Source organism: Allofournierella massiliensis, assembly GCF_004345265.1.
Classification (GTDB): domain Bacteria; phylum Bacillota; class Clostridia; order Oscillospirales; family Ruminococcaceae; genus Allofournierella; species Allofournierella massiliensis.
In genome coordinates this window covers 26,011-45,965 of sequence record NZ_SLUM01000005.1, presented here as the reverse complement: position 1 = coordinate 45,965, position 19,955 = coordinate 26,011, and the positions used below count along the sequence as shown (strand labels likewise).

Here is a 19,955-nt window from a genome sequence, read left to right as displayed (position 1 = left end):
GGCAATATGAATTTAGGGATACGAGCAATTTTATACAGCGCACGGAAATGGAAAAAGACGCTGTTGGTGTTCTTCCTGCTCCTGGCTATTACCACCCTGGTGCTTTCCGGGCTGGCGATTGCCGACGCCCAGGAGGAACAGGCTGAGGAACTGCGGGGTGTGACGGGAACCAGTTTTACCGTGGAACGAAACCTATCTACCGGAGGTTGGACAAGCGGCAATGGCGGCTCATATAGCACTCAGGAATTTATTTCAGATGAAATGCTTCAGGAGATTGCCTCAGTAGACGGGATTGCCGGATATGATGCCTCGATTGTTTCCATGCCTTATTACTTCAAGGAAACGGGCGACAGCGTGGTTACAACGGGCTACACCAACAGTTTTTATACCTATGGCTCTATCAATACGGAGTATAACGATTTATTCGTATCAGGACGATTTGAATTGGTTGAAGGGTCCCATATCACAGAGGATATGACCAATGGCCTTATCATCAGCCGGGAACGTGCCGAACAGAATGGACTGGAAGTCGGCAGCAAAGTTGTTGGAATCAATGACCCTTATACCGATGATCCCGAAGTGGATATGGAAATTGTGGGGATTTTTGAAGTAGTGGCTGACAAGAACGATGAGGCCACAATGTATGATGCGTCTACCATGTGGGATTTTTCCAACTATGCCTTTTGTAGCAAAGCTGCGATGGAGGCAATGTGTGTAAATTATGGTGATGGCAACAAAATTCAAGAGGCAGATTTCTATGTAACTGACGCAGCACAGTTAGAGAGCGTGATAAACGAAGTACAGAGCATTTCTTCTATCAACTGGAACAACTTTATTGTTACAGCCAACGATGAAGTGTATCAGAACATTTCAAGTTCTCTCTCTGACACAACCGCTTTGGTTACGACGCTGATTATTGTCATTACTGCTGTGAGCATGGTTTTGATAATTCTCATTCTCTCCATGTCCATCCGCAGCCGGAAACGGGAGACCGGGATTTTGCTGGCGGTGGGTATCGCCAAGCCTGCGGTCATTCTCCAATATGTGCTGGAAACTCTGCTGATCGCAGTGGTGGCCTTCCCGCTGGCGTATCTATCGAGCAAGCAGGTTGCCGGCACCCTGGGTACGCTGTTCGGCAAAGCCGCAGAGAATGTCATCGTCACGCCGGAACACTTTATGCTGGTGGCTGTCGTGGGCGGCATCCTGCTGGTGGCGGCGGTGCTGGTTTCCAGCATTTCCACCCTGCGGTTGAAGCCCAAGCAGATTTTGTCTCAGATGGAATAAGACTATCCACCCCTAAAATAACGAAATGAGGTAATCACTATGAGTATCATGGAAATCAAGCAAGTGGGATATTCCTACGATAATAAAAAGAAAGTCTTAAAAGGCGTCAACGCCGAAATGGAACAGGGCAAGCTCTACGCCATCCTGGGTCCTTCCGGCTGCGGCAAAACCACCCTGCTCTCCCTGATCGGCGGCCTGGACAGCCCCGGCAGCGGCCAGATAACCTTCGATGGGCAGGACATTGCCAAGACGGGGCTTTCTGACCATCGGAAAAAACATGTGGCGTTTATCTTCCAAGCGTACAACTTAATCGACTACTTGACCCCCGCGGAGAATGTGTCGCTGACTTCCAAGCTGCCGCCGCTGCCCATTTTGGAGCGGCTGGGCCTGACGAAAGAAGAAGCCAGGCGGAATGTGCTGAAGCTCTCCGGCGGCCAGCAGCAGCGGGTGGCTATCGCCCGCGCCCTGGCAAGTGAGGCCCCGGTGATCCTAGCAGACGAGCCTACGGGCAATCTGGACGAGGATACCGCCCAGGACATCACGGAAATTCTCAAAGAGAGCGCCCACAAGATGAACAAGTGTGTGGTGGTCGTTACCCACTCCAATGAGCTGGCGAAGCAGGCCGATGTGGTGTTCCGTCTGAAAAAGGGTGAGCTGCAGGTTCTGGAGCGCGTTCAAGATGGAGCCGCCCAGCCCCAATCCCGCAGGAACAACGTTCCCCGCAGTGAAAGGAGGGCGCATTGATGGAGATGGACAGCAATCCAATCACAAAGCCCTCGAAAAAAGGAGCTATCCTTTCCACAGTTTTTTATGCTCTTGCGGTGGTGCTGCTGATTACAGCTTTTGTCTCCCTGGCGGCCTGCCATCAAAATATCACTCGGCAGCTTGAGCAGGGTGTCCCTGTGCAGGGAAATGAACTGGCCATTGTGAATCTCTATCTTACAAGCTGTGTGCAGTATTTCGCCTTTGCCGCCGCCATGGTGTTTTGCGGCAAGGCAGCCGCCAAGGTGCTGGCGCTCAAGAGCGAAGCGCCGGTACAGGTCACGCCCTATATGCTCAACGCCCCGGCAGCGGCCACCGGTTCCGATTATACCGAGGAAGTGGAGCCGGAGGAGGACGATGCGGATTTTGAGGCTTGGGGATTCCGGAAAAAGGAAGAATAAATAAAAAAGACATGCCGGCAGGCTTGCAGAGCCGCAAGCCCTCGGCCATGTCTTGAAAACAGGAGAACGGAGGTGATTCCCATGCAGCAAACAGAGTGGGTTTATTGTCCCGTCTGCGGGAATAAAACCCGTGATCGAATCAGAGAGGATACGGTTTTAATCAATTATCCTCTCTACTGCCCGAAGTGCAAACGAGAGAGCTTGATCCAGGCGAAACAACTACATATCGTTGTCATCAAAGAGCCAGACGCATAGACGCAGAGCCGATGAACCTGTGAGAATTTCCCACGGACATCGGCTCTTTTTCACTCTTTGGGCTGGCTGTCCAAGGCTGCTCGGACCGTCGCCTTGATGATCTGCATAGAACGCTCATCGCAGTTATACAGCATACGGACAAGGCTTTCCATTTCAGAATCCTCAATCTGCTTTTCTGGGAAGAAAATCTGATCGGGTAAAATGGACAGCTCCCGAATCAGCTTGTACAGGATGTCGTAGCTGGGCTTTTTGCCTTCGTTCTCGATACGATATATAAATCTCTCGGTTACTCCGACCTTGGCTGCCAGATCTTCGACCGTAATATCTGCTTTTATGCGGGCATTCTTGATAATCTCACCAAGTGTTTCATGTTCATTCTGCACTTTCAGTTCACCTCTCCTTCTATTTTACGGATTTATGCCAGTTTTATAATGGCATAGCAGTTCAAATTTTAGAGAACTGACAGTGCGGAGAAAAGTGAACTGACCGGGATCGTATAGCAGACCCTGCCAATAAAAAAAACGAGGTTTTGGCAGGGTGGTTTGTCATGCCCATCCCTCCAGACCACGTTTTTGGCCTGGAGGGATATTTCATGCGTTGGTCATCCTGCGCACCGCTGCTCATTAGAAGCAGCGATTATGATTCTATGTCGTAGGCCGCCTGCTTGACGGTGTACGGTCAAAAAAACTTCCCGTTTTTCAACGGGATATTATGCCCTTCATACTGAACCATCATGCCATGATTTACACGAACTAAAAAGAAACGCACTTGCTGTTGGGACTGTTGTCCCATTCTGCAGGTGCGTTTTTCTATATAGAGGAACCCCATCATTTCCACGCTGTAGGGGGCCGCCCGACCAGTCTGAATTTCTCGCAATTCAGACTGATCGGAGGTAAAACAGCGTGGACGCTGATAAAAAAAGGATATGGATTCGCGGCCAATATGTTGAGGTCACGGATGAAGTGTACCGGGCCTATATGCAGGGCGACCGGAAAATGCGCTATTTTGAGAACGATTTGAAAACCGAGCGGTTCGTTTTCGGAAAGGAGGGCCAAGTGGTGCAGATCATCCCCAGCCGCGAAGATTCTTTGGACCGGCTGGTGGATGAAAATGCCCAGCAATTCTCCGATGAGCAGGAAAGCGTGGAGAGCGTGGTGCTTCACAAGCTGGAAGTGGACAGGCTACATACCGCGCTTTCCCTGCTGACTCCAGAGGAACGTGCGCTGATCCAGGCGCTGTTCTTTGAGGAAAAGACAGAACGGCAATATGCAGACGAGCTTGGCGTGTACCGCAATGCTGTTCATGTTCGGAAAATGAAGGTCCTTAAAAAGCTCAAGTCTTTGTTAGAAGATTTGCAGTAATCATTAACTCTGCATAGCAGAGAAAAACCGATGACAATATAAATAGAAAGCGCCGAGTGTGGGGGCAGCAGGCCACCGCATCCGGCGTTTTCTAATAGGTGTTTTCTACGCATTTAGAAACCTGTTCTGACGGGGATTGGATAATCTGTCCCGCCTGCCCGCCGACCATGCCCCAAAAGCCTTGAAATGGCTGGCGTTTCGGCGGCCTTAATGCGTAGACAATATTCGCTTTTGAAATCTTTATGAAATCTTCAAAGTTATCCTGTACTCTATCTTTGAAATCAAAAAGAAAGGACAAAAAGATATGGATATGATTTTGAAAACAACTGACCTCTGCAAAAACTTCAAAGGGCAGATGGCCGTAAATAATGTATCGCTGAACATTCAGAGAAATTCCGTCTATGGCCTGCTGGGGCCGAATGGGGCAGGCAAATCTACTATTCTGAAAATGATAGTAGGCATCCTCAAGCCGAGTTCCGGCAGTATTGAAATGGACGGTCACGCATGGAGCCGTGCCGATTTGCAGGATATTGGCGCACTGATTGAAATGCCGCCTCTGTATGAAAACTTGACCGCTTATGAAAATTTAAAAGTGCGAACCCTTGCACTTGGACTTCCGAATACTCGCATTGATGAAGTCTTACACATCGTTGATCTTACAGACACAGGGAAAAAGAAAGCGGGACATTTCTCTTTAGGCATGAAGCAGAGACTCGGAATTGCCCTTGCTTTACTGGCATCTCCCAAATTGTTGATTTTGGATGAACCAACGAATGGATTAGACCCTATCGGTATTCAAGAACTACGGGAACTTATTCGTTCTTTTCCGGCGCATGGGATAACGGTAATTCTGTCCAGCCACATTCTATCCGAGGTAGAGCAGATTGCAGATCACATTGGAATTATTGCTGCTGGAAAATTGGGATATGAAAACAAAATAGACAAGAGCACTGATCTGGAAGAAATTTTTATGCGTGTTGTGGCAGCTAATGGTGAAAGGGGGAAAAACTAATGTTTCATCTTATCCGCTCCGAACTATTAAAGATGCGTCATACATTTGCATTAAAGCTATTCATCGCTGCCCCTGTTGTCACTTTGGGGTTAGGATATTTTTTGAGTGGCAAATCTGTTCAGCTTACCGCCTATAATTGGTGGTACACTTTAATCTTGCCAATTACGATTGCTATTTGGTGCGCCAACATTATTAGCTGTGAGAAACGCACACAGTATCAGAACATTTTATGCTTGCCGATTGCCATGAGAAAAATCTGGTTCAGTAAACTGCTGGCGGTTACTGTATTACTTTTCTTAACCAGCCTTGTCATGTGGGGCGGCTGCACAGCCTTTGGTATTTTTACTGTGATGAACATTGATCCGCTTAACGGGTTAGGTGGCTGTATGTTGCTGTTCCTTACCTACATTTGGCAGCTTCCACTTATTATGTGGCTCACAAAAAAAGCAAATTATCTGATTGCTGTTTTGATTTCCTTTGGCTGCAATATTGTTTTGTCCATGATTGGAGCAGAAATCAATTTGTTTTATCTCAATCCGTTTGCTATTCCAGCACGTATTGTTTGCCCCTTTTTCAAAATGCACCCTAATGGGATTCCCATTGAAAACGGTTCTTTTCTTTTGAATACAGGAGCGGTCATTCCCGCCGTTGGGATCAGCTTAGTTTTAGCGGTACTGTGTTTCTGGCTTACAGCATGGCTATTCGCTAAAGGAGATAGAAAACATGATTGAGTTATGGTATTATGTAAAAAGCGATTTTTTCAAGTTGCGGAATTCCTCGTTTTTTGGGGCACATATTTTATTTCCAATTTCCGGGGTAGCACTTGTGTTGCTCTATGCGGTCTTTGCGACTGTGAGTGATATAAATAAAATTGCGGTTTTTTTTCAGCTTTTTGCTATCGCATATCCTTTTGTTATCAGTATCGTTTGCGAGATTGCCGCAGAGCAGGAAATCCGGGCCGGGCACTGTCATAATATTTTAGTGCTGCGTTCCAGAACCAAGGCCATTTTATCCAAATTCCTCTTGCTTATTTTCGCCGGCTTGTTCGCAATATTGTTCAGTACATTCCTGTTAATTATGGTACTTCCCGTGACAGGAACCAAACTGATTTTGCCAGTATCTTCCCTTATGTTGCCAGTTCTGACTTTGTGGAGCAGTAATATTTTATTATATGCGGTTCACATCATTCTGGCTTTTCGGTTCGGAAGAACGATCTGCATAGGTATAGGCGCTATTGGCAGTTTATTGGCTGCACTTCTTCAAACAGGCTTAGGCACCGGCTTGTGGTTTGTACTGCCGTATGGTTTTGGGATACGTTTAACGGATTTTTCGCTTAAATTCGTCCTACAAGTTTTGCCAACCATCAATGCGGAACTTAAATTGGGGATAGATATGTGTTTGGGTATGACGGTTCTGTTTATTGCCATTCTGCTTATTTGGTTTTCAAAATATGGCGGAAAATGTGCAAATGATTGATTCGGTGGTCGAATATGGGTTGTTTAGGAAATGTAATTTGGTTTTTATTTGGAGGACTCTGGCAAGGCTTGTCATGGACAATATCGGGTATCCTATGGTGTATTACCATTATCGGCATACCGATTGGACGGCAATGCTTCAAATTTGCATCTCTTGCCTTTTTCCCTTTTGGAAAGGAAATTCAGTATGGCGGCGGTGCGATGTCTACTTTGGCAAATATTTTATGGCTTGTCATAAGCGGTATTCCCCTTGCTATATCAGCGGCTCTAAATGGGGTTTTGCTTTGCTGCACAATCATCGGCATACCGTTTGGGATGCAATGCTTTAAGATTGCCAAACTCGCCCTCATGCCTTTTGGGGCCACTGTAATAGAAATCTAAGGGAAAGGAGAGATCGACATGGCAAATATATTAGTGGTTGATGATGAAAATGCAATGCTGCAACTGATTAAGCGTATTCTTGAAAAAGACGCTCATATTGTAACACTTCAAGCAGATGCAAAGGCTGTTCTGGATATGGATTTCAGACGATACGATTTGATTTTGTTAGATGTTATGATGCCTGATGTAAACGGCTTTGAATTGTGCAATCAAATTCGTTCCCGTGTAGATTGCCCCATTATTTTCTTGACCGCAAAAACGCAGGAAAGCGACATTGTTCGTGGGTTGGGGATTGGCGGCGACGATTACATTACCAAACCTTTTGGCACCAATGAACTGCTTGCCCGTGTCAATGCACACTTACGCAGAGATACCAGAGAAAAGAAATACGCAGTATCTATTTCAGGAATACTTTTTCACATCAATGCAAAGGAAGCGGAAGTAAATGGGAATAAACTCCCCTTAACTAAAAGCGAGTATGAAATCTGTGAATATCTGGCCCTGCATCGAGGTCAGGTCTTTTCCAGGGAGCAGATTTATGAAGCTGTTTTTGGCTTTGATGGGGAAAGTGATGACAGCGTAATTGCCACCCATATAAAAAATATCCGAAGTAAATTGGCCGCTGTTAAATTATCCCCTATCGAAACAGTTTGGGGGGTGGGCTATAAATGGGAGTAAAGAAATTACGTTCTATCTTCATGCGGTATATATTTGCAGTTGCTGGCGGCATCCTTTTAATTATCGCCATCAATTTAGGGTTATATTCCCTCTGTGTAAACACTGGGGTCATTATCCCCGCTATGCAGATAGAAGATAGGATTGCTGCCGCAGCAGAAAGCATACAGACAGATGAATTGTTCAACAAAGCCGACATCCCCAGCTTTTGTGACTATGCCGTTTATTCTCCTACGGGTGTATTTCAGGATGGTTCTTTATCAGAAGATACCGCCAATACTTTTTGGGTTGAAGCCGTCACAAATGGAGGGGATCGGATTACCCCATACCGTGTTTTGGTTATTAACCGTGGAGATGAAGTTATTCTTTTGCGCTACCGTTTGACTTCACAATTCAGTAATGCCACACTTCGGCGGATCTGTCCGACAACTGATCTATTGCTTGTCGGATTGATAATTGTTGAGGTTATCATTCTTTTGTTCCTTATTTCCCATTGGTTCGGGAAATATACGGGTAAAAAAATCGACAAGTTGCTTTTCATAACACAGAAAATTGAGCAACAGGATTTGGATTTTAAGATTGAAAGCAGCGGTATATTTGAAGTAGACCGTGCTTTATATGCTTTGGAACATTTGAAACAGGCATTACGAATGTCACTTGCGGAACAGTGGCAGGCGGATAAATTGCGTCAAGATCAGATTTCGGCTTTGGCTCATGATCTGAAAACACCACTAACCATCATTCGCGGAAACGCAGAGTTGCTTTATGATACGGAACTTGCTGAAAATCAGAAAGAATGTACGGACTATATCGAGGGCAGCGTTATCCAAATGCAGGATTATGTTGAAACCTTGATCGAAATGACGAAAACAAAAGAGAATTTTCCTTTTTGTCGCCAAAATGTGAAAGTATCTTCCTTATTGCAGGAAATCCATACACAGGCAAAAGGCTTATGCGTTGTAAAAAATGTTCATTTGGAATGGAATCAGAATTTCAATCAGGAATATATCTTTGTGGACAGGGAACAACTTATAAGGGCTTTTGTCAATATCCTCTCAAATGCCGTAGAATATACGCCAGCGAAAGGAACCGTTTTCTTTGATGTGAATGAAAAAGATAATGCAATACTATTCTCTATCACCGATACGGGAAGTGGCTTTTCTTCTGAGGCATTGAAACGAGCAACAGAACAGTTTTATATGGACGATCAAAGCAGAAATTCTAAATCTCATTATGGGATAGGACTTTATGTGGTAAACTCTATTGTTACTCAACACGGAGGTCAGCTTATTTTGAGCAATTCCGAAAAAACTGGCGGCGCACAGGTCACAATCTCAATTCCATATTGACTTCAAGGGCGGCTCAAAGCCGCCCTTTTTTCAAATCTTTATGAAATCTTCAAAATTAAAATTTATGATAACCACATAACTTGTGAAATGGCAATATATAGCTGGTGTTCTGGCGTGTACTGCAATGCTGTTCATGTTCGGAAAATGATGGCCCTCAAGAAAATAAAAAAATTTTGGAATAATCGTTGTGCAACCTCTCACCCTCAACGGCAAATAGGGTGAGAGGTTCTTTTTATGGCCTCACGGCACCTTGAAAACTGCATACCCATTCATCAAGCACATTCCCGCTGCTTTGGCGAAAGCCAAAGCCCAGGTAGCGGCTGCGCGGCGATCTGCCGGGAGAAAACAACGAGACACCACCGAAAAAAGAAATTGTAGGTCTTTGGTTTGTTCTTCCCAGCAAGGAGCGAGAAACAGCAGGCTGCCAGTACCGGGTGGCTCCCGGTACGGCCATGACCAGCAGCGGAGCGATACTCCCGTCCAGCCTAACGTCCGAGCGTTGAAGCGGTTTGCCGCCGTGATCCGTCGCAGGCAATGGGGGCGGTTGCGTGAGAACCACGCGAGGGGTGAGATTCCCCGTGGAGCTGGTGAGCTGCCAGCCGTTTGATGACTTCCCGCAGTGTTCCGGGGTGTCGAGGACAAATAGGAACGCTTTGAAATATGAGCCGTACAGCAGGACGGGCCAATGAAAACAAGAGGATTGTTTTATCTCTCCCCGGCCTTCATTCTGTTCTGCTGTCCGGTTCTACATAGGCGGCAGCAGCCGCCTGCATTTCAAAGGGAGGTCATAAAGCATGAACAGAACATATCATCGCGGCGATATGTACTATGCCGATTTGGGCCGGGGAATCGGCTCCGAGCAGGAAGGTTATCGCCCGGTCCTGATTATTCAGAATGATACTGGAAATAAGCACAGCCCCACGGTCATTGTGGCAGCCATATCCAGCAAAGTGGACGCCAAGGCCAAGCTGCCTACCCATTACCTTCTCAAAGCAGAGAACGGCCTGGAGCTGCCTTCTCTGGTGCTGATGGAGCAGCTCCGCACCATTGATAAAAGACGGCTGGAAACGTACATCGGACATCTGGAGGAACAGCATATCCGCCGGCTCAACCGCGCTCTGGCAGTCAGCGTGGGATTGATTGAAGAAACGCCGAAAAATTTAATCATGTGCCTTTGTCCGGCCTGTGCCAATAACTTCTACGGCACAGGCTCTTATTATTTGCGCAGGGTCCACCCTGACCGGGTGGAAAAGGACATCTGCACCTACTGTGGCCAGCGGCCCGGTTTTGACTATGAAGTGGTAAAAAAGAAGGAAAGGAAGTGAAGATTGGATATGGAAAAGCTGATTACTCGTAAGGAGGCGGCAAAATTGTTGGGAATCAGCCTTGCCACCTTGGATGAAGCCAGAAACATCGGTTTGATTTCCTATATTCAATATGTACCGAATGGGTGCGTATATTTCACTTCTGCCTACCTTCAGGAATATGTTGCTAAATGCACCTATCGGGCAAAACCTGTGGAAAAGAAAGCAACCTACCGAAATGTGCGAGGAAACAAATCGCACCTTTGAGCAAATCGTGTGGTTTTGGTAAAACAAAGATACAACACTGATTGCATTTGGAGGTAGAAAAATGGCAGCAAAAAGAAAACGAATTCCCAGGTACAGCAAAGTCCAGATAAATGGGTATGAGTATTACAAAACAGATATTGAGGACGCAGATGGCAAACGGGTGATTCTTTACGGAAAAACCCGCGAGGAAGTTTACGACAAGGAAATGGCGGCTCTTGAGCAAATCGACAACGCCACATTCCGGCGTAAATCCCCCACGGTTGCCGAGTATTGTGAAAAGTGGCTTCTGATGCAGTCTGTCCATATCCGTGCCACCACATTGATTGATTATACATCCAAGGTGCGGCGGCATATTATCAAGGAGCTGGGTGAGAAACGAATGGCCGATGTAACCCTGGATGACATCCAGGTTGCCCTTGTGCCAGTCTCTAAAAAGTCAGCTTCAGTGTATAAGTCCGTGGTAATCCTCTACAAGTCTATCTTCCGGGCGGCCAAGGAGAGCCATGTGATTGATACAAACCCGACGATATACCTTGAGGCAAAAGGCGGAGGCGTTCCGCAGGAGGAGCGGCAGGCTTTGACGGATGAACAGGTAGAACGGCTTTTGGACGCCATTCGCGGGTTGCCGCCCTATGTATTTGTGATGATTGGTCTGTATGCCGGACTGCGGCGGGAAGAAATCCTTGCGCTGCAATGGGATTCAGTATATCTGGATACAGAAGCGCCGTATCTGACGGTCCGGCGTGCGTGGCACACGGAACATAACAGGCCGGTCATTCTCACAGAGTTAAAAACGAAGGCTGCGGAGCGGAATATCCCTCTCCCGGATCGTTTGGCAGAGTGCTTGAAAGCGGCAAAGAAAAAATCGACATCAGACTATGTAATTGCCAACCAGGATGGAGAGCCGTTGTCTTATACGCAGTTTAAGCGGCTTTGGCAGTATATCGTGACACGGACAGCAAAACCGAGGGTAGCTCGCAAACTTGTGGACGGGAAATATGTGAAGTATATGCTTTACCCGAAGCTGGGTGAAAAAGCACGGAACAATGGTCATGTGGTATATAGCTTGGATTTTGAGGTTACGCCACACATGCTTCGTCATACCTACATCACAAATTTGATTCATGCTTCGGTAGACCCGAAAACAGTTCAATACTTGGCTGGCCATGAGAGCAGTAAGATCACGATGGACATTTATGCGAAGGTAAAGTACAACAAGCCGGAGCAACTGGCAGGAGTTTTAAGCGGAGCCTTTGCAGAATGGGATGGCGGTGAATACGAAGCGGCACAATAATTTGACGGAAAACGTACAAAGGGCGGGGAGTGTTCCCCGCCCTTTGCGTTTCCCAGAATCGCACCTTTGATAGAGCCATGATTTTTCAGTATAAAGAAGGTATCGGCGCTGAAATACATATTAAATAGAAAGGAACTGAAATCATGGCGAAAAAACAAGAAAATGTTCCCCGGTATGGCACTACCATGCGGAGGGGTATTCAATATTACAGGACTCGGATCACCGATGCCGATGGAAAGAGAGTGGACTTGTATGCTGAAACCTGCGAGGAACTCCAGCTAAAGGAGATGGAGGCCCGACGCCAGGTAGAGGAGGCGGTTTTCCGCAGAAAACATCCAACGGTGGCAGAGTATTGCGAGAAGTGGCTGCTCATGCAGTCGGCAAAGGTATCTTCCGGCACGTTGAGAGGATATACCCAGACCATGAACAACTATATTGTCAAGCCTTTAGGCGATATGTATCTTGAGGATGTGACTGCAGACGATATTCGGCTTGCGATGATTCCATTGGCTTCAAAATCTGCTGGATTGTATAGTAAGGTAAATATGCTCCTGAAATGTGTCTTTTATTCGGCAGAGCGAAGCCAGTTACTTGAATATAATCCCTGTGAGGGACTCTCGGCCAAAGGGGGAAAACCGGGGAAAAAGATAAATGCCTTGACGGATGAGCAAGTGAAGCTGCTTTTAGATACTGTCCGAGGACTTCCACCCTATACCTTTATAATGATCGCTTTATATTCCGGTCTGCGGCGCGAAGAAATTTTGGGACTGCAATGGGACTGCGTATTTCTGGATGTTCCTACGCCGTACATCTCTGTACGGAGAGCATGGCGCTCAGAAAATAACAGGCCGGTGATTTCCACAACGCTGAAAACGAAGGCGGCCCGGAGAGATATTCCGATCCCAAAGTGTTTGACAGACTGCCTGCGGGAAGTGAAAGAGAAAACCGAATCGGAATATGTGGTTGCTGACAGAAATGGAAATCCTCTTTCATCTTCGCAGTTTCAGCGGGTATGGAAATATGTAACCGTTCGCTCTACGAAACCCCATAACTATTATAAGTATGTAAATGGCCAGTGCGTGAAGTGTACGGTAACGCCTACCCCTGGCAGTCATCAGAAAAATAACCCGAAGTTAGTGTATGCCATTGACTTTGATGTAACCCCACATCAACTTCGTCACACCTATATTACTAACCTGCTGTATGCAGGCATTGACCCAAAAACTGTTCAATATCTTGCCGGGCATGAAAACAGTAAGACGACTATGGACATTTACGCGCAGGTGAAGTATAATAAACCGGAGGAACTTCTGAGTGTTGTAAATGCTGCATTTGCTCCATCTGTTGGTGCCTAAAATGCCCCCATTTTTATGATTAAATACTGGGGCAACATTTGAGGGCAGAGGCCAAAAAGCCCATAAAATCAAGGAAAACAGGCGCTAAACTGTACGCCAGTACGGTCTGAAGGCTGCCCGTCGCGCTCCCCAGTTCAGCAAGCGCTAATCGTTATCAGAAACCTTCAAAAACCCTGGAAATCCTCGGATTTCCGGGGTTTTTCTTTCGTGTTTACATTTTAAAAATAGGGGAGAAAGCTGTTGGCAGACTGTCCTCCGTGGGATGAAAAACGATCGAAGCCCCCAAAATAGGGGGCAGTGGTTACCAAAAAGGATAACGGAAAGCGGTGTTCCAATGGTTGGGATCGTAAAGGCTTCAACTCTTTTCGGATTTTTTGCCGCTAGAACTGGAGAAGGTGGCCGGAAAAGAGACACAAATCATTTGTGGTGAGCGCATAAAAGAGAAAAGTGTTTTTGTGCAAGCAAACAAAGACATCAATTGCATGTTAATAAATCCGCAAAGTGGGTTGTTTTTGATGGGCAGCTGTAGTAGGATAGGTATAAAATAACACCTGTTATTTTACGCGGTGCAAGAAGAGGTGATGTGGGTTTGCCGCCGCAAAAGCGAATTTTTCAACAGGATATTCTGGAGGCTGCCGCCGCTCTGGTGGCCGGGCAGGGGCCGCAGGCGCTTTCGGTGCGCAGTCTGGCCCGGGCCATGGGCTGCTCCACCCAGCCCATCTACTCCGCGTTCGAAAGCATGGATGCTCTGCACACGGCTCTTATTGACTATGTGCGGGAGCATTATCTGCGGGCGCAGGCCAGCAGTTACAAGCAGGTGGCAGTTTCCTTTTTGAACTTCGCCCGCAGCCAGAAAAATCTGTTTCGGCTGGTCTATCTGCGCCAGCGCCCGGCAGGGGAGACGCGGTTCGAGGATCCAAACGCGCCGGAGACCATTCATCAGTTGGAAACAAGTCTGGAGCTGAACCGGGAAAAGGCTGCCGATCTTCACCGCCGTATGGTCTATTACTGCTACTCCATGGCGGTGATGATGGCCACCGGTTATCTGGAGTTTTCGGAAGAGGAGATTGACCGGGAACTCACCGAGTATTACCGCATTGTATTAAGCTATTATAAGCAGGTGAAAAGCGAGGAAGAGCTGCAGCACTGGCTGTATCGCTCGCGAAATCTGCTGGGATAAACCAAAGGAGGAACACTATGGCAACAAATGCAAATAAGGCCTATGACGTGGTGGTCATTGGCGCCGGCAACGGCGGCCTGGTGGCGGCCATTCGGGTGCTTCAGGCGGGCTATTCCTGCCTGCTGCTGGAAAAGCATAACCTGCCCGGCGGCTTTGCCACCAGCTTCAAGCGGGGCCGTTTCGAATTCGAGGCCAGCCTGAACGAGCTGAACGACTTCGGCTCCGCTGAGGAACCCGGCGATATCCGCACCCTTTTCCGCAGCCTGGGGGTGGAGGACAAGATCGACTGGGTGCGTATCCCGGAAGCTTACCATCTGATCACCACCGACAAAAAATACGACTGCGTGATGCCCTTCGGCATCCAGGCCTTCATCGACAAGATGGAGGAGTACTGCCCGGGCAGCCGCAAGTCCATGACCGAGTTCTTTGAGCTGTGCAACGAGGTGCGGGACGCCCAGACCTACTCCAACTCGGTGAACGGCAATACCGACTCCGAGTACATGAAGAAGAACTTCCCCAATTTTATCAAGGCGGGCAGTTACTCGGTGAACCAGGTGCTGGACGCGCTGAAAATGCCCGAAAAGGCCAAGGACATCCTGAACGCCTACTGGTGCTACCTGGGTGTGGACTGCGACCGCATGAGCTTTCTGCACTACGGCTCCATGGTCATCCGCTACATCACCCGCGACGCCTGGATGCCCAAAATGCGCTCCCACGAGATCAGCCTTGCGCTGGATACACGCATCCGGGAGCTGGGCGGCGACATCTGGTACCAGTCCGAAGCTGAGACCATTCTGGCGGACGACGAGGGTCACATTCGGGGCGTGAAGCTGACCGACGGCAAGGTGATCGAGACCCGCCACGTGATCGCCAACTGCTCGCCGCACCTGGTCTTCGGCAAGATGCTGGAGAAGAAGGCGGTCACCGAGCAGATGGTGCGCGCCACCAACAGCCGCACCTTCGCGGGCCGCGGCTTCACCCTGTTCCTGGGTCTGAACCGTTCGGCCGAGGAGCTGGGTATCACCAGCCACAACTACTTCATTTATGATACTGCCGACACCGTGAAGCAGTACGACATGATGCGCAAGGTGAGCACCAACCACGTACAGGCCACCGTGTGCCTGAACAACGCCTATCCGGAATGCTCCCCCGAGGGCACCTGCATGATGTACTTCACCACCATGTTCATGTCCGATGACTGGGGCAACGTGACCGAGGAGGATTACTTCAAGGCCAAGGACCGGGTAGCCGACGATATGATCCGGGTGTTTGAGCGGGAGACCGGCTGCAAGATCCGGGATGCCATCGAGGAAATCTGCGTGGCGTCGCCCACCACCTACGCCCGTTACTGCGGCCATCCGGAGGGCGTAATCTATGGCTATGAAACCGCCGAATGGGACAGCCTGATGCCCCGCATGATGATGATGAAGGAGGACGCGCTGATGAGCCCCGGCCTGCGCTTTGCGGGCGGTTACGCCATGCGCTCCAGCGGCTACTCCAGCGCGTATGTGTCGGGCGATCTGTCCGGCCGACAGACGGTGGGCGATTTGAAGAAGGAGGCGAAGGCGTAATGAATTTCAAGAAACAGCCTTTTGGTTTTATGGATATGCTGCGGTTTAAAAAGCTGGTGCCCAACCGCCGCAAGATGCTGGCGGAAGGCCCCAACACGCCGCTGCCTCAGGAATACCGCACCAACACCCTGGCAAAAAAGCTGCATCCCGGCTACATGCGGGTGGAATTGACTGCCGCCCGCCTGCTGACTGATACCATCCGGGAGCTGACCTTCCGCCGGGTGGACGGCGAGGCTTTCCCCTTTTTCCGGGCAGGCCAGTACGCCTCCATTCAGGTGAAGATCGGCGACAGCCTGGTCAGCCGCCCCTATTCCATCGTGTCCAGCCCCCGGCAGGCGTTGGCGGGCGAGCTGGTGCTGGCGGTGGAAAACGCGGGCTTTGTGTCCGGTTATCTGACCCAGAAGGCCCAGGTGGGCGACCGGTTCGTGATGACCGAGCCCTCCGGTGAATTCCACTACGAGACCCTACGGGACAGCCGCAGCATCGTTTGCATCGCCGGCGGCAGCGGCATCACCCCCTTCATGTCCATGGCCTCCAGCCTGGCTGACGGGGACGAGGACTACCAGATGACCCTGTTCTATGGCGCACGCACCGCAAACCAGCTGGCCTACCGGGCCGAGCTGGACCAGCTGACCGCCCGCTGCAAGGGGTTGAAGGTGGTTTATGTGCTCAGCGATGAGGAATGCCCCGGCTGCGAAAAGGGCTTTGTAACCGCCAAGCTGATGGAGCAGTATGCGGACGTTGCTTCCAGCACCTTCTTTTTGTGCGGTCCGCAGGCTATGTACGACTTTGTGGAAAAGGAGCTGGCCCCCTACGGCCTGCCCCGCAAGGCGGTTCACCGGGATGCGGGCTGCTGCGGCGACCTGCCGGTGGAGAACCCCGCAAAATTTACTCTCACCGTGCACATGCGAGATCAGGTGTACACCATCCCCGCCATGCAGAACGAGACCCTGCTCACCGCCATGGAGCGGGCGGGCCTGAACGCCCCCAACAAGTGCCGGGCGGGCGGCTGCGGCTTCTGCCACAGCAAGTGGCTGGCCGGTGAATACCATGTGGCCGAAGGCCGGGATGGCCGCCGGGAAGCGGACCGGAAATTCGGTTTCATCCACCCCTGCGTGACCTACCCGCTGAGCGATATGGAAATCGACGTGCCGGTGGCCTACTGAGCAACAAAAGAGGAGGAATCATCCCATGGATCAGCGTTATGAACCCCTGTTCACCCCCTGGAAAATCGGCAATGTGGAGATGAAAAACCGCATCGTGATGTGCCCCATGGGAGGCACTTCGCTGTTCGGCTGGATGGAACCCAACCACTTTGATAAGGTGGCGGCAGAGTTCTTTCTGAACATCGCCCACAACAATGTGGGTCTGATCATCCCCGGTATCGCTCCTTTGCGGGACCCCATCGGCGGCCGTTGGCTGTATCAGAACCCAGGCATGTTTAAAGAGCTGAAAGCCTACATGGAGCAGATCCATGCCACCGGCGCCAAGCTGTTTGTGCAGCTTACCGCCGGTTTCGGCCGCAGCTTTGCCATCACCGACCAGTTGAGCATTCTGCTGCGCAACAAGGCGCTGGGCACCCTGGCCAAGCCCATTGTGGACGCTTCGTTCCTGTGTGCTTCTCCCAGTGAGCTCCCCTCCCGCTGGGCCGAGGATGTGATGTGCCGGCCCATCACAAAAGAGGAAATCCACCAGCTGGTGGAGGCCTTCGCCAAAACCGCCAGGCTGTGCAAGGCGGCGGGTGTGGACGGTGTGGAGGTGCACGCGGTGCATGAGGGCTACCTGATGGACCAGTTCACCCTGCCCTACACCAACCAGCGCACCGACGAATACGGCGGCAGCTTTGAAAACCGCTATCGGTTCGCGGTGGAAACGGTGCATGCCATCAAAAAGGCCTGCGGCAAGGATTACCCGGTTTCTCTGCGGTATTCGGTGCTCAGCAAGACCAAGGGCCTGTGCAAGGGTGCGGTGCCCGGCGAGGAGTACACCGAGGTGGGCCGCGACATGGCCGAAAGCGAGCGGGCGGCCCGGTATTTACAGGACGCGGGTTACGATATGCTCAACGCGGACAACGGCACCTACGATGCCTGGTACTGGGCCCATCCGCCCCAGTACATGCCCCAGAACTGCAATCTGGAGGATGTGGCTCACATCCGCAAGTTTGTGGACATCCCGGTGGTCTGCGCCGGCCGTATGACTCCGGAAGCGGGCGCACAGGCCATCGCCGCAGGCCAGATCGATGGTATGGGCGTGGCCCGGCAGTTTCTGGTGGACGGTGCCTGGGTGACCAAGCTGAAGGAGGGCAGGGAAGAGGACATCCAGCCCTGCATCTGCTGCCACAACGGTTGCTTCGCCCTGGCCCATTACAAGGGCGTGGCCAACGACGAGGACTTTAACGACGTGCTGCACATGGCTCGCTGTGCGCTGAACCCCACCACCATGCAGGGACATAAATACGATATCCTGCCCGCCAAGAAGCCCAAGACCATTGCGGTGATCGGCGGCGGCATCGGCGGCATGGAGGCCGCCCGCATCGCCACCCTGCGGGGTCACAAAGTGACCATCTACGAAAAGACCGACCGGCTGGGCGGTGTGTTCATCGCCGCTGCTGCGCCGGACTTTAAGGAGAAGGACAAGGAGCTGATCCAGTGGTATCGCCGCCAGATCGAGCAGCTGAAGATTCCGGTGAAGTTCAACACCAATGTGACCGATCTTTCCCAGCTCAAGGCGGACGAAGTGATCGTGGCCACCGGCGCGGCTGCCCGCAAACTGCCCATTCCCGGCGCAGATCGGGCCATGGACGCGGTGGACTATCTGGAAGGCAAGCCGGTGGGCCAGCGCGTGGTGATCATCGGCGGCGGTCTGAGCGGCTGCGAGATCGCCTATGATCTGTACCGAAAGGGCAAGACACCCGTCATTGTGGAAGCCAAGAACGACCTGATGGCGGTGCGTGGCCTGTGCCTGGCCAACTCCTCTTATCTGCGGGATTTCTTCGAAGCCAACCGGGTAGAGGTTCATCTGGAAAGCAACGTGGAGAAGATCGACGCCGCCGGCGTGACCGTGAAGGGGAAAAACGGCGCAAGCCAGACCCTTGCGGCGGACGATGTGATTCTGGCGGTGGGCTACACCCCGGCTCCGGCCTTCGCCAAGGGGCGTCATGTACATGTGATCGGCGACGCCTGCAAGGTGGGCAATCTGCGCACCGTAATCTGGCAGGCCTGGAAGGTGGCCGAGCGGCTGTAACCAAACCGCACTGAGTTAAAATGCAAAAACGATCCCCTCGGGAATCCGGCAGAAAAGCCGGCTCCGGAGGGGATCGTTTTTTGTTTATTCTTATTTCAAAAGCGAGCGCAGCGGGCAGCCTTCGTCCAGCAGGGGAAATTCCGTGCGCAGAGCTTCCAGGCAGTGGGCGTCGCTGCCGGTGAGAAAGTGCAGCGACGGGGGGACAAGCCCGGCGGCAGTCAGTGCTGCGGCCCGGTTCGGGTCGGCCAGCTCCGCCAGCAAAAATTCCGGCTCCTCGGGCCAGAGGCCCAGCACGCTGAGCAGGGAATAGCTGTCCCGGTCGATGTGGGCGGGAACCGAAATGCCGCCCAGACTGCGGCAGAGGCGGGCGGTCTCTTCCAGCGTCAGCCCGGCGGCTGCGGTGAGCAGCTTTTTGGGCTGGGCGATGATTTCGTCGTCCTCGTTCATCACCCATTGCGGGCCCCAGATGGCTGGGTCCCAGTCAAATTCCGGCAGGCTTTCATAAAGGGCGTCGCCCATGGCAAGCGCTGCCTGGACTGTGGGAAAATAGCACAGCAGGTGAATCTCCTCAGCGGTGTTGGCCTCCAGCGCGGGCAGCAGCTTCACCCCGTAAGCCTTGCAGCATTTTTCGGCGGCGGGCAGGTTCAGAGCGCTGTTGTGGTCCGCGATGGCGATTACATCGGCCCCGTTCAGAGCGCACAGCCCCGCAATGGTGGCAGGGGTCATCTCCCGGTCCGCACAGGGGGAAAGGCAGGAGTGGATGTGCAGGTCGTACTGCATGCCCGG

At 50.9% G+C, this 19,955-nt stretch carries 21 protein-coding genes; 19 read left to right on the top strand and 2 right to left on the bottom strand.

Features of this window, described 5'->3' with window-relative positions; translation table 11 throughout:
• Positions 1 to 6 precede the first annotated feature (6 nt).
• The 4 genes from EDD77_RS03720 (at position 7) to EDD77_RS03705 (ending at position 2,702) form a co-directional block, all read left to right on the top strand.
• Complete coding sequence (locus EDD77_RS03720) at positions 7 to 1,284, top strand: ABC transporter permease (protein WP_058966904.1); 1,278 nt, start codon at positions 7 to 9, stop codon at positions 1,282 to 1,284.
• A gap of 39 nt (positions 1,285 to 1,323) precedes the next feature.
• Positions 1,324 to 2,028 (top strand): ABC transporter ATP-binding protein, encoded by a 705-nt coding sequence (locus EDD77_RS03715; protein WP_058966902.1) that lies wholly within the window; start codon positions 1,324 to 1,326, stop codon positions 2,026 to 2,028.
• Positions 2,028 to 2,447 (top strand): hypothetical protein, encoded by a 420-nt coding sequence (locus EDD77_RS03710; protein WP_242868483.1) that lies wholly within the window; start codon positions 2,028 to 2,030, stop codon positions 2,445 to 2,447. The genes EDD77_RS03715 and EDD77_RS03710 overlap by 1 nt, the downstream gene beginning before the upstream one ends.
• Positions 2,448 to 2,528: 81 nt before the next feature.
• Entirely contained in the window at positions 2,529 to 2,702 is a 174-nt protein-coding gene (locus EDD77_RS03705; protein ID WP_058966900.1) for a cysteine-rich KTR domain-containing protein, read from the top strand.
• Positions 2,703 to 2,752: 50 nt separating this feature from the next.
• On the opposite strand, the gene EDD77_RS03700 is transcribed toward EDD77_RS03705, so the two are convergent.
• On the bottom strand, positions 2,753 to 3,085 hold the full coding sequence (locus EDD77_RS03700) for a helix-turn-helix transcriptional regulator (RefSeq protein WP_058966898.1): 333 nt from the start codon (positions 3,083 to 3,085) through the stop codon (positions 2,753 to 2,755).
• A 594-nt stretch (positions 3,086 to 3,679) separates the two neighbouring features.
• On the opposite strand from EDD77_RS03700, the gene EDD77_RS03695 reads away from it, so the two are divergent.
• The 15 genes from EDD77_RS03695 to EDD77_RS03625 all read left to right on the top strand — a co-directional run bounded on the left by EDD77_RS03695 (position 3,680) and on the right by EDD77_RS03625 (position 19,169).
• A complete protein-coding gene (locus tag EDD77_RS03695) occupies positions 3,680 to 4,063 on the top strand; it encodes an RNA polymerase sigma factor (protein ID WP_341439676.1) in 384 nt (127 codons plus the stop codon).
• 304 nt (positions 4,064 to 4,367) lie between these two features.
• A complete protein-coding gene (locus EDD77_RS03690) occupies positions 4,368 to 5,075 on the top strand; it encodes a lantibiotic protection ABC transporter ATP-binding protein (protein ID WP_058966895.1) in 708 nt (235 codons plus the stop codon).
• Positions 5,075 to 5,806 (top strand): lantibiotic immunity ABC transporter MutE/EpiE family permease subunit, encoded by a 732-nt coding sequence (locus EDD77_RS03685; RefSeq protein WP_058966893.1) that lies wholly within the window; start codon positions 5,075 to 5,077, stop codon positions 5,804 to 5,806. Before EDD77_RS03690 ends, EDD77_RS03685 begins: the two co-directional genes overlap by 1 nt.
• Positions 5,799 to 6,551, top strand: a complete 753-nt coding sequence (locus EDD77_RS03680; RefSeq protein WP_058966891.1) for a lantibiotic immunity ABC transporter MutG family permease subunit — start codon at positions 5,799 to 5,801, stop codon at positions 6,549 to 6,551. Before EDD77_RS03685 ends, EDD77_RS03680 begins: the two co-directional genes overlap by 8 nt.
• Before the next feature lie 14 nt (positions 6,552 to 6,565).
• A complete protein-coding gene (locus EDD77_RS03675; RefSeq protein WP_077138627.1) occupies positions 6,566 to 6,931 on the top strand; it encodes a YccF domain-containing protein in 366 nt (121 codons plus the stop codon).
• Between the two features lie 18 nt (positions 6,932 to 6,949).
• Positions 6,950 to 7,609 carry a response regulator transcription factor gene (locus EDD77_RS03670; RefSeq protein ID WP_058966887.1) on the top strand — a complete coding sequence of 220 codons (660 nt, stop codon included), beginning with the start codon at positions 6,950 to 6,952 and terminating at the stop codon, positions 7,607 to 7,609.
• Positions 7,600 to 8,955: a sensor histidine kinase gene (locus EDD77_RS03665; protein ID WP_058966886.1), complete on the top strand. Its 1,356-nt coding sequence runs from the start codon at positions 7,600 to 7,602 to the stop codon at positions 8,953 to 8,955. The genes EDD77_RS03670 and EDD77_RS03665 overlap by 10 nt, the downstream gene beginning before the upstream one ends.
• A gap of 794 nt (positions 8,956 to 9,749) precedes the next feature.
• Positions 9,750 to 10,280 (top strand): type II toxin-antitoxin system PemK/MazF family toxin, encoded by a 531-nt coding sequence (locus tag EDD77_RS03660; protein WP_058966884.1) that lies wholly within the window; start codon positions 9,750 to 9,752, stop codon positions 10,278 to 10,280.
• 9 nt (positions 10,281 to 10,289) lie between these two features.
• Entirely contained in the window at positions 10,290 to 10,526 is a 237-nt protein-coding gene (locus tag EDD77_RS03655; RefSeq protein WP_058966882.1) for a hypothetical protein, read from the top strand.
• Positions 10,527 to 10,587: 61 nt separating this feature from the next.
• On the top strand, positions 10,588 to 11,820 hold the full coding sequence (locus EDD77_RS03650; RefSeq protein WP_058966880.1) for a tyrosine-type recombinase/integrase: 1,233 nt from the start codon (positions 10,588 to 10,590) through the stop codon (positions 11,818 to 11,820).
• A 143-nt stretch (positions 11,821 to 11,963) separates the two neighbouring features.
• Entirely contained in the window at positions 11,964 to 13,175 is a 1,212-nt protein-coding gene (locus EDD77_RS03645; RefSeq protein WP_058966878.1) for a tyrosine-type recombinase/integrase, read from the top strand.
• Between the two features lie 589 nt (positions 13,176 to 13,764).
• Positions 13,765 to 14,355 carry a TetR/AcrR family transcriptional regulator gene (locus EDD77_RS03640; RefSeq protein ID WP_058966876.1) on the top strand — a complete coding sequence of 197 codons (591 nt, stop codon included), beginning with the start codon at positions 13,765 to 13,767 and terminating at the stop codon, positions 14,353 to 14,355.
• 17 nt (positions 14,356 to 14,372) lie between these two features.
• Positions 14,373 to 15,926, top strand: coding sequence for a phytoene desaturase family protein (locus tag EDD77_RS03635; protein WP_058966874.1), 1,554 nt, complete (start codon positions 14,373 to 14,375; stop codon positions 15,924 to 15,926).
• Positions 15,926 to 17,092 carry an iron-sulfur cluster-binding domain-containing protein gene (locus tag EDD77_RS03630; protein ID WP_058966872.1) on the top strand — a complete coding sequence of 389 codons (1,167 nt, stop codon included), beginning with the start codon at positions 15,926 to 15,928 and terminating at the stop codon, positions 17,090 to 17,092. Before EDD77_RS03635 ends, EDD77_RS03630 begins: the two co-directional genes overlap by 1 nt.
• Positions 17,093 to 17,117: 25 nt before the next feature.
• On the top strand, positions 17,118 to 19,169 hold the full coding sequence (locus EDD77_RS03625) for an oxidoreductase (protein ID WP_058966871.1): 2,052 nt from the start codon (positions 17,118 to 17,120) through the stop codon (positions 19,167 to 19,169).
• Positions 19,170 to 19,259: 90 nt separating this feature from the next.
• On the opposite strand, the gene EDD77_RS03620 is transcribed toward EDD77_RS03625, so the two are convergent.
• A complete protein-coding gene (locus EDD77_RS03620; RefSeq protein ID WP_058966868.1) occupies positions 19,260 to 19,949 on the bottom strand; it encodes a PHP domain-containing protein in 690 nt (229 codons plus the stop codon).
• Between the last annotated feature and the right edge of the window lie 6 nt (positions 19,950 to 19,955).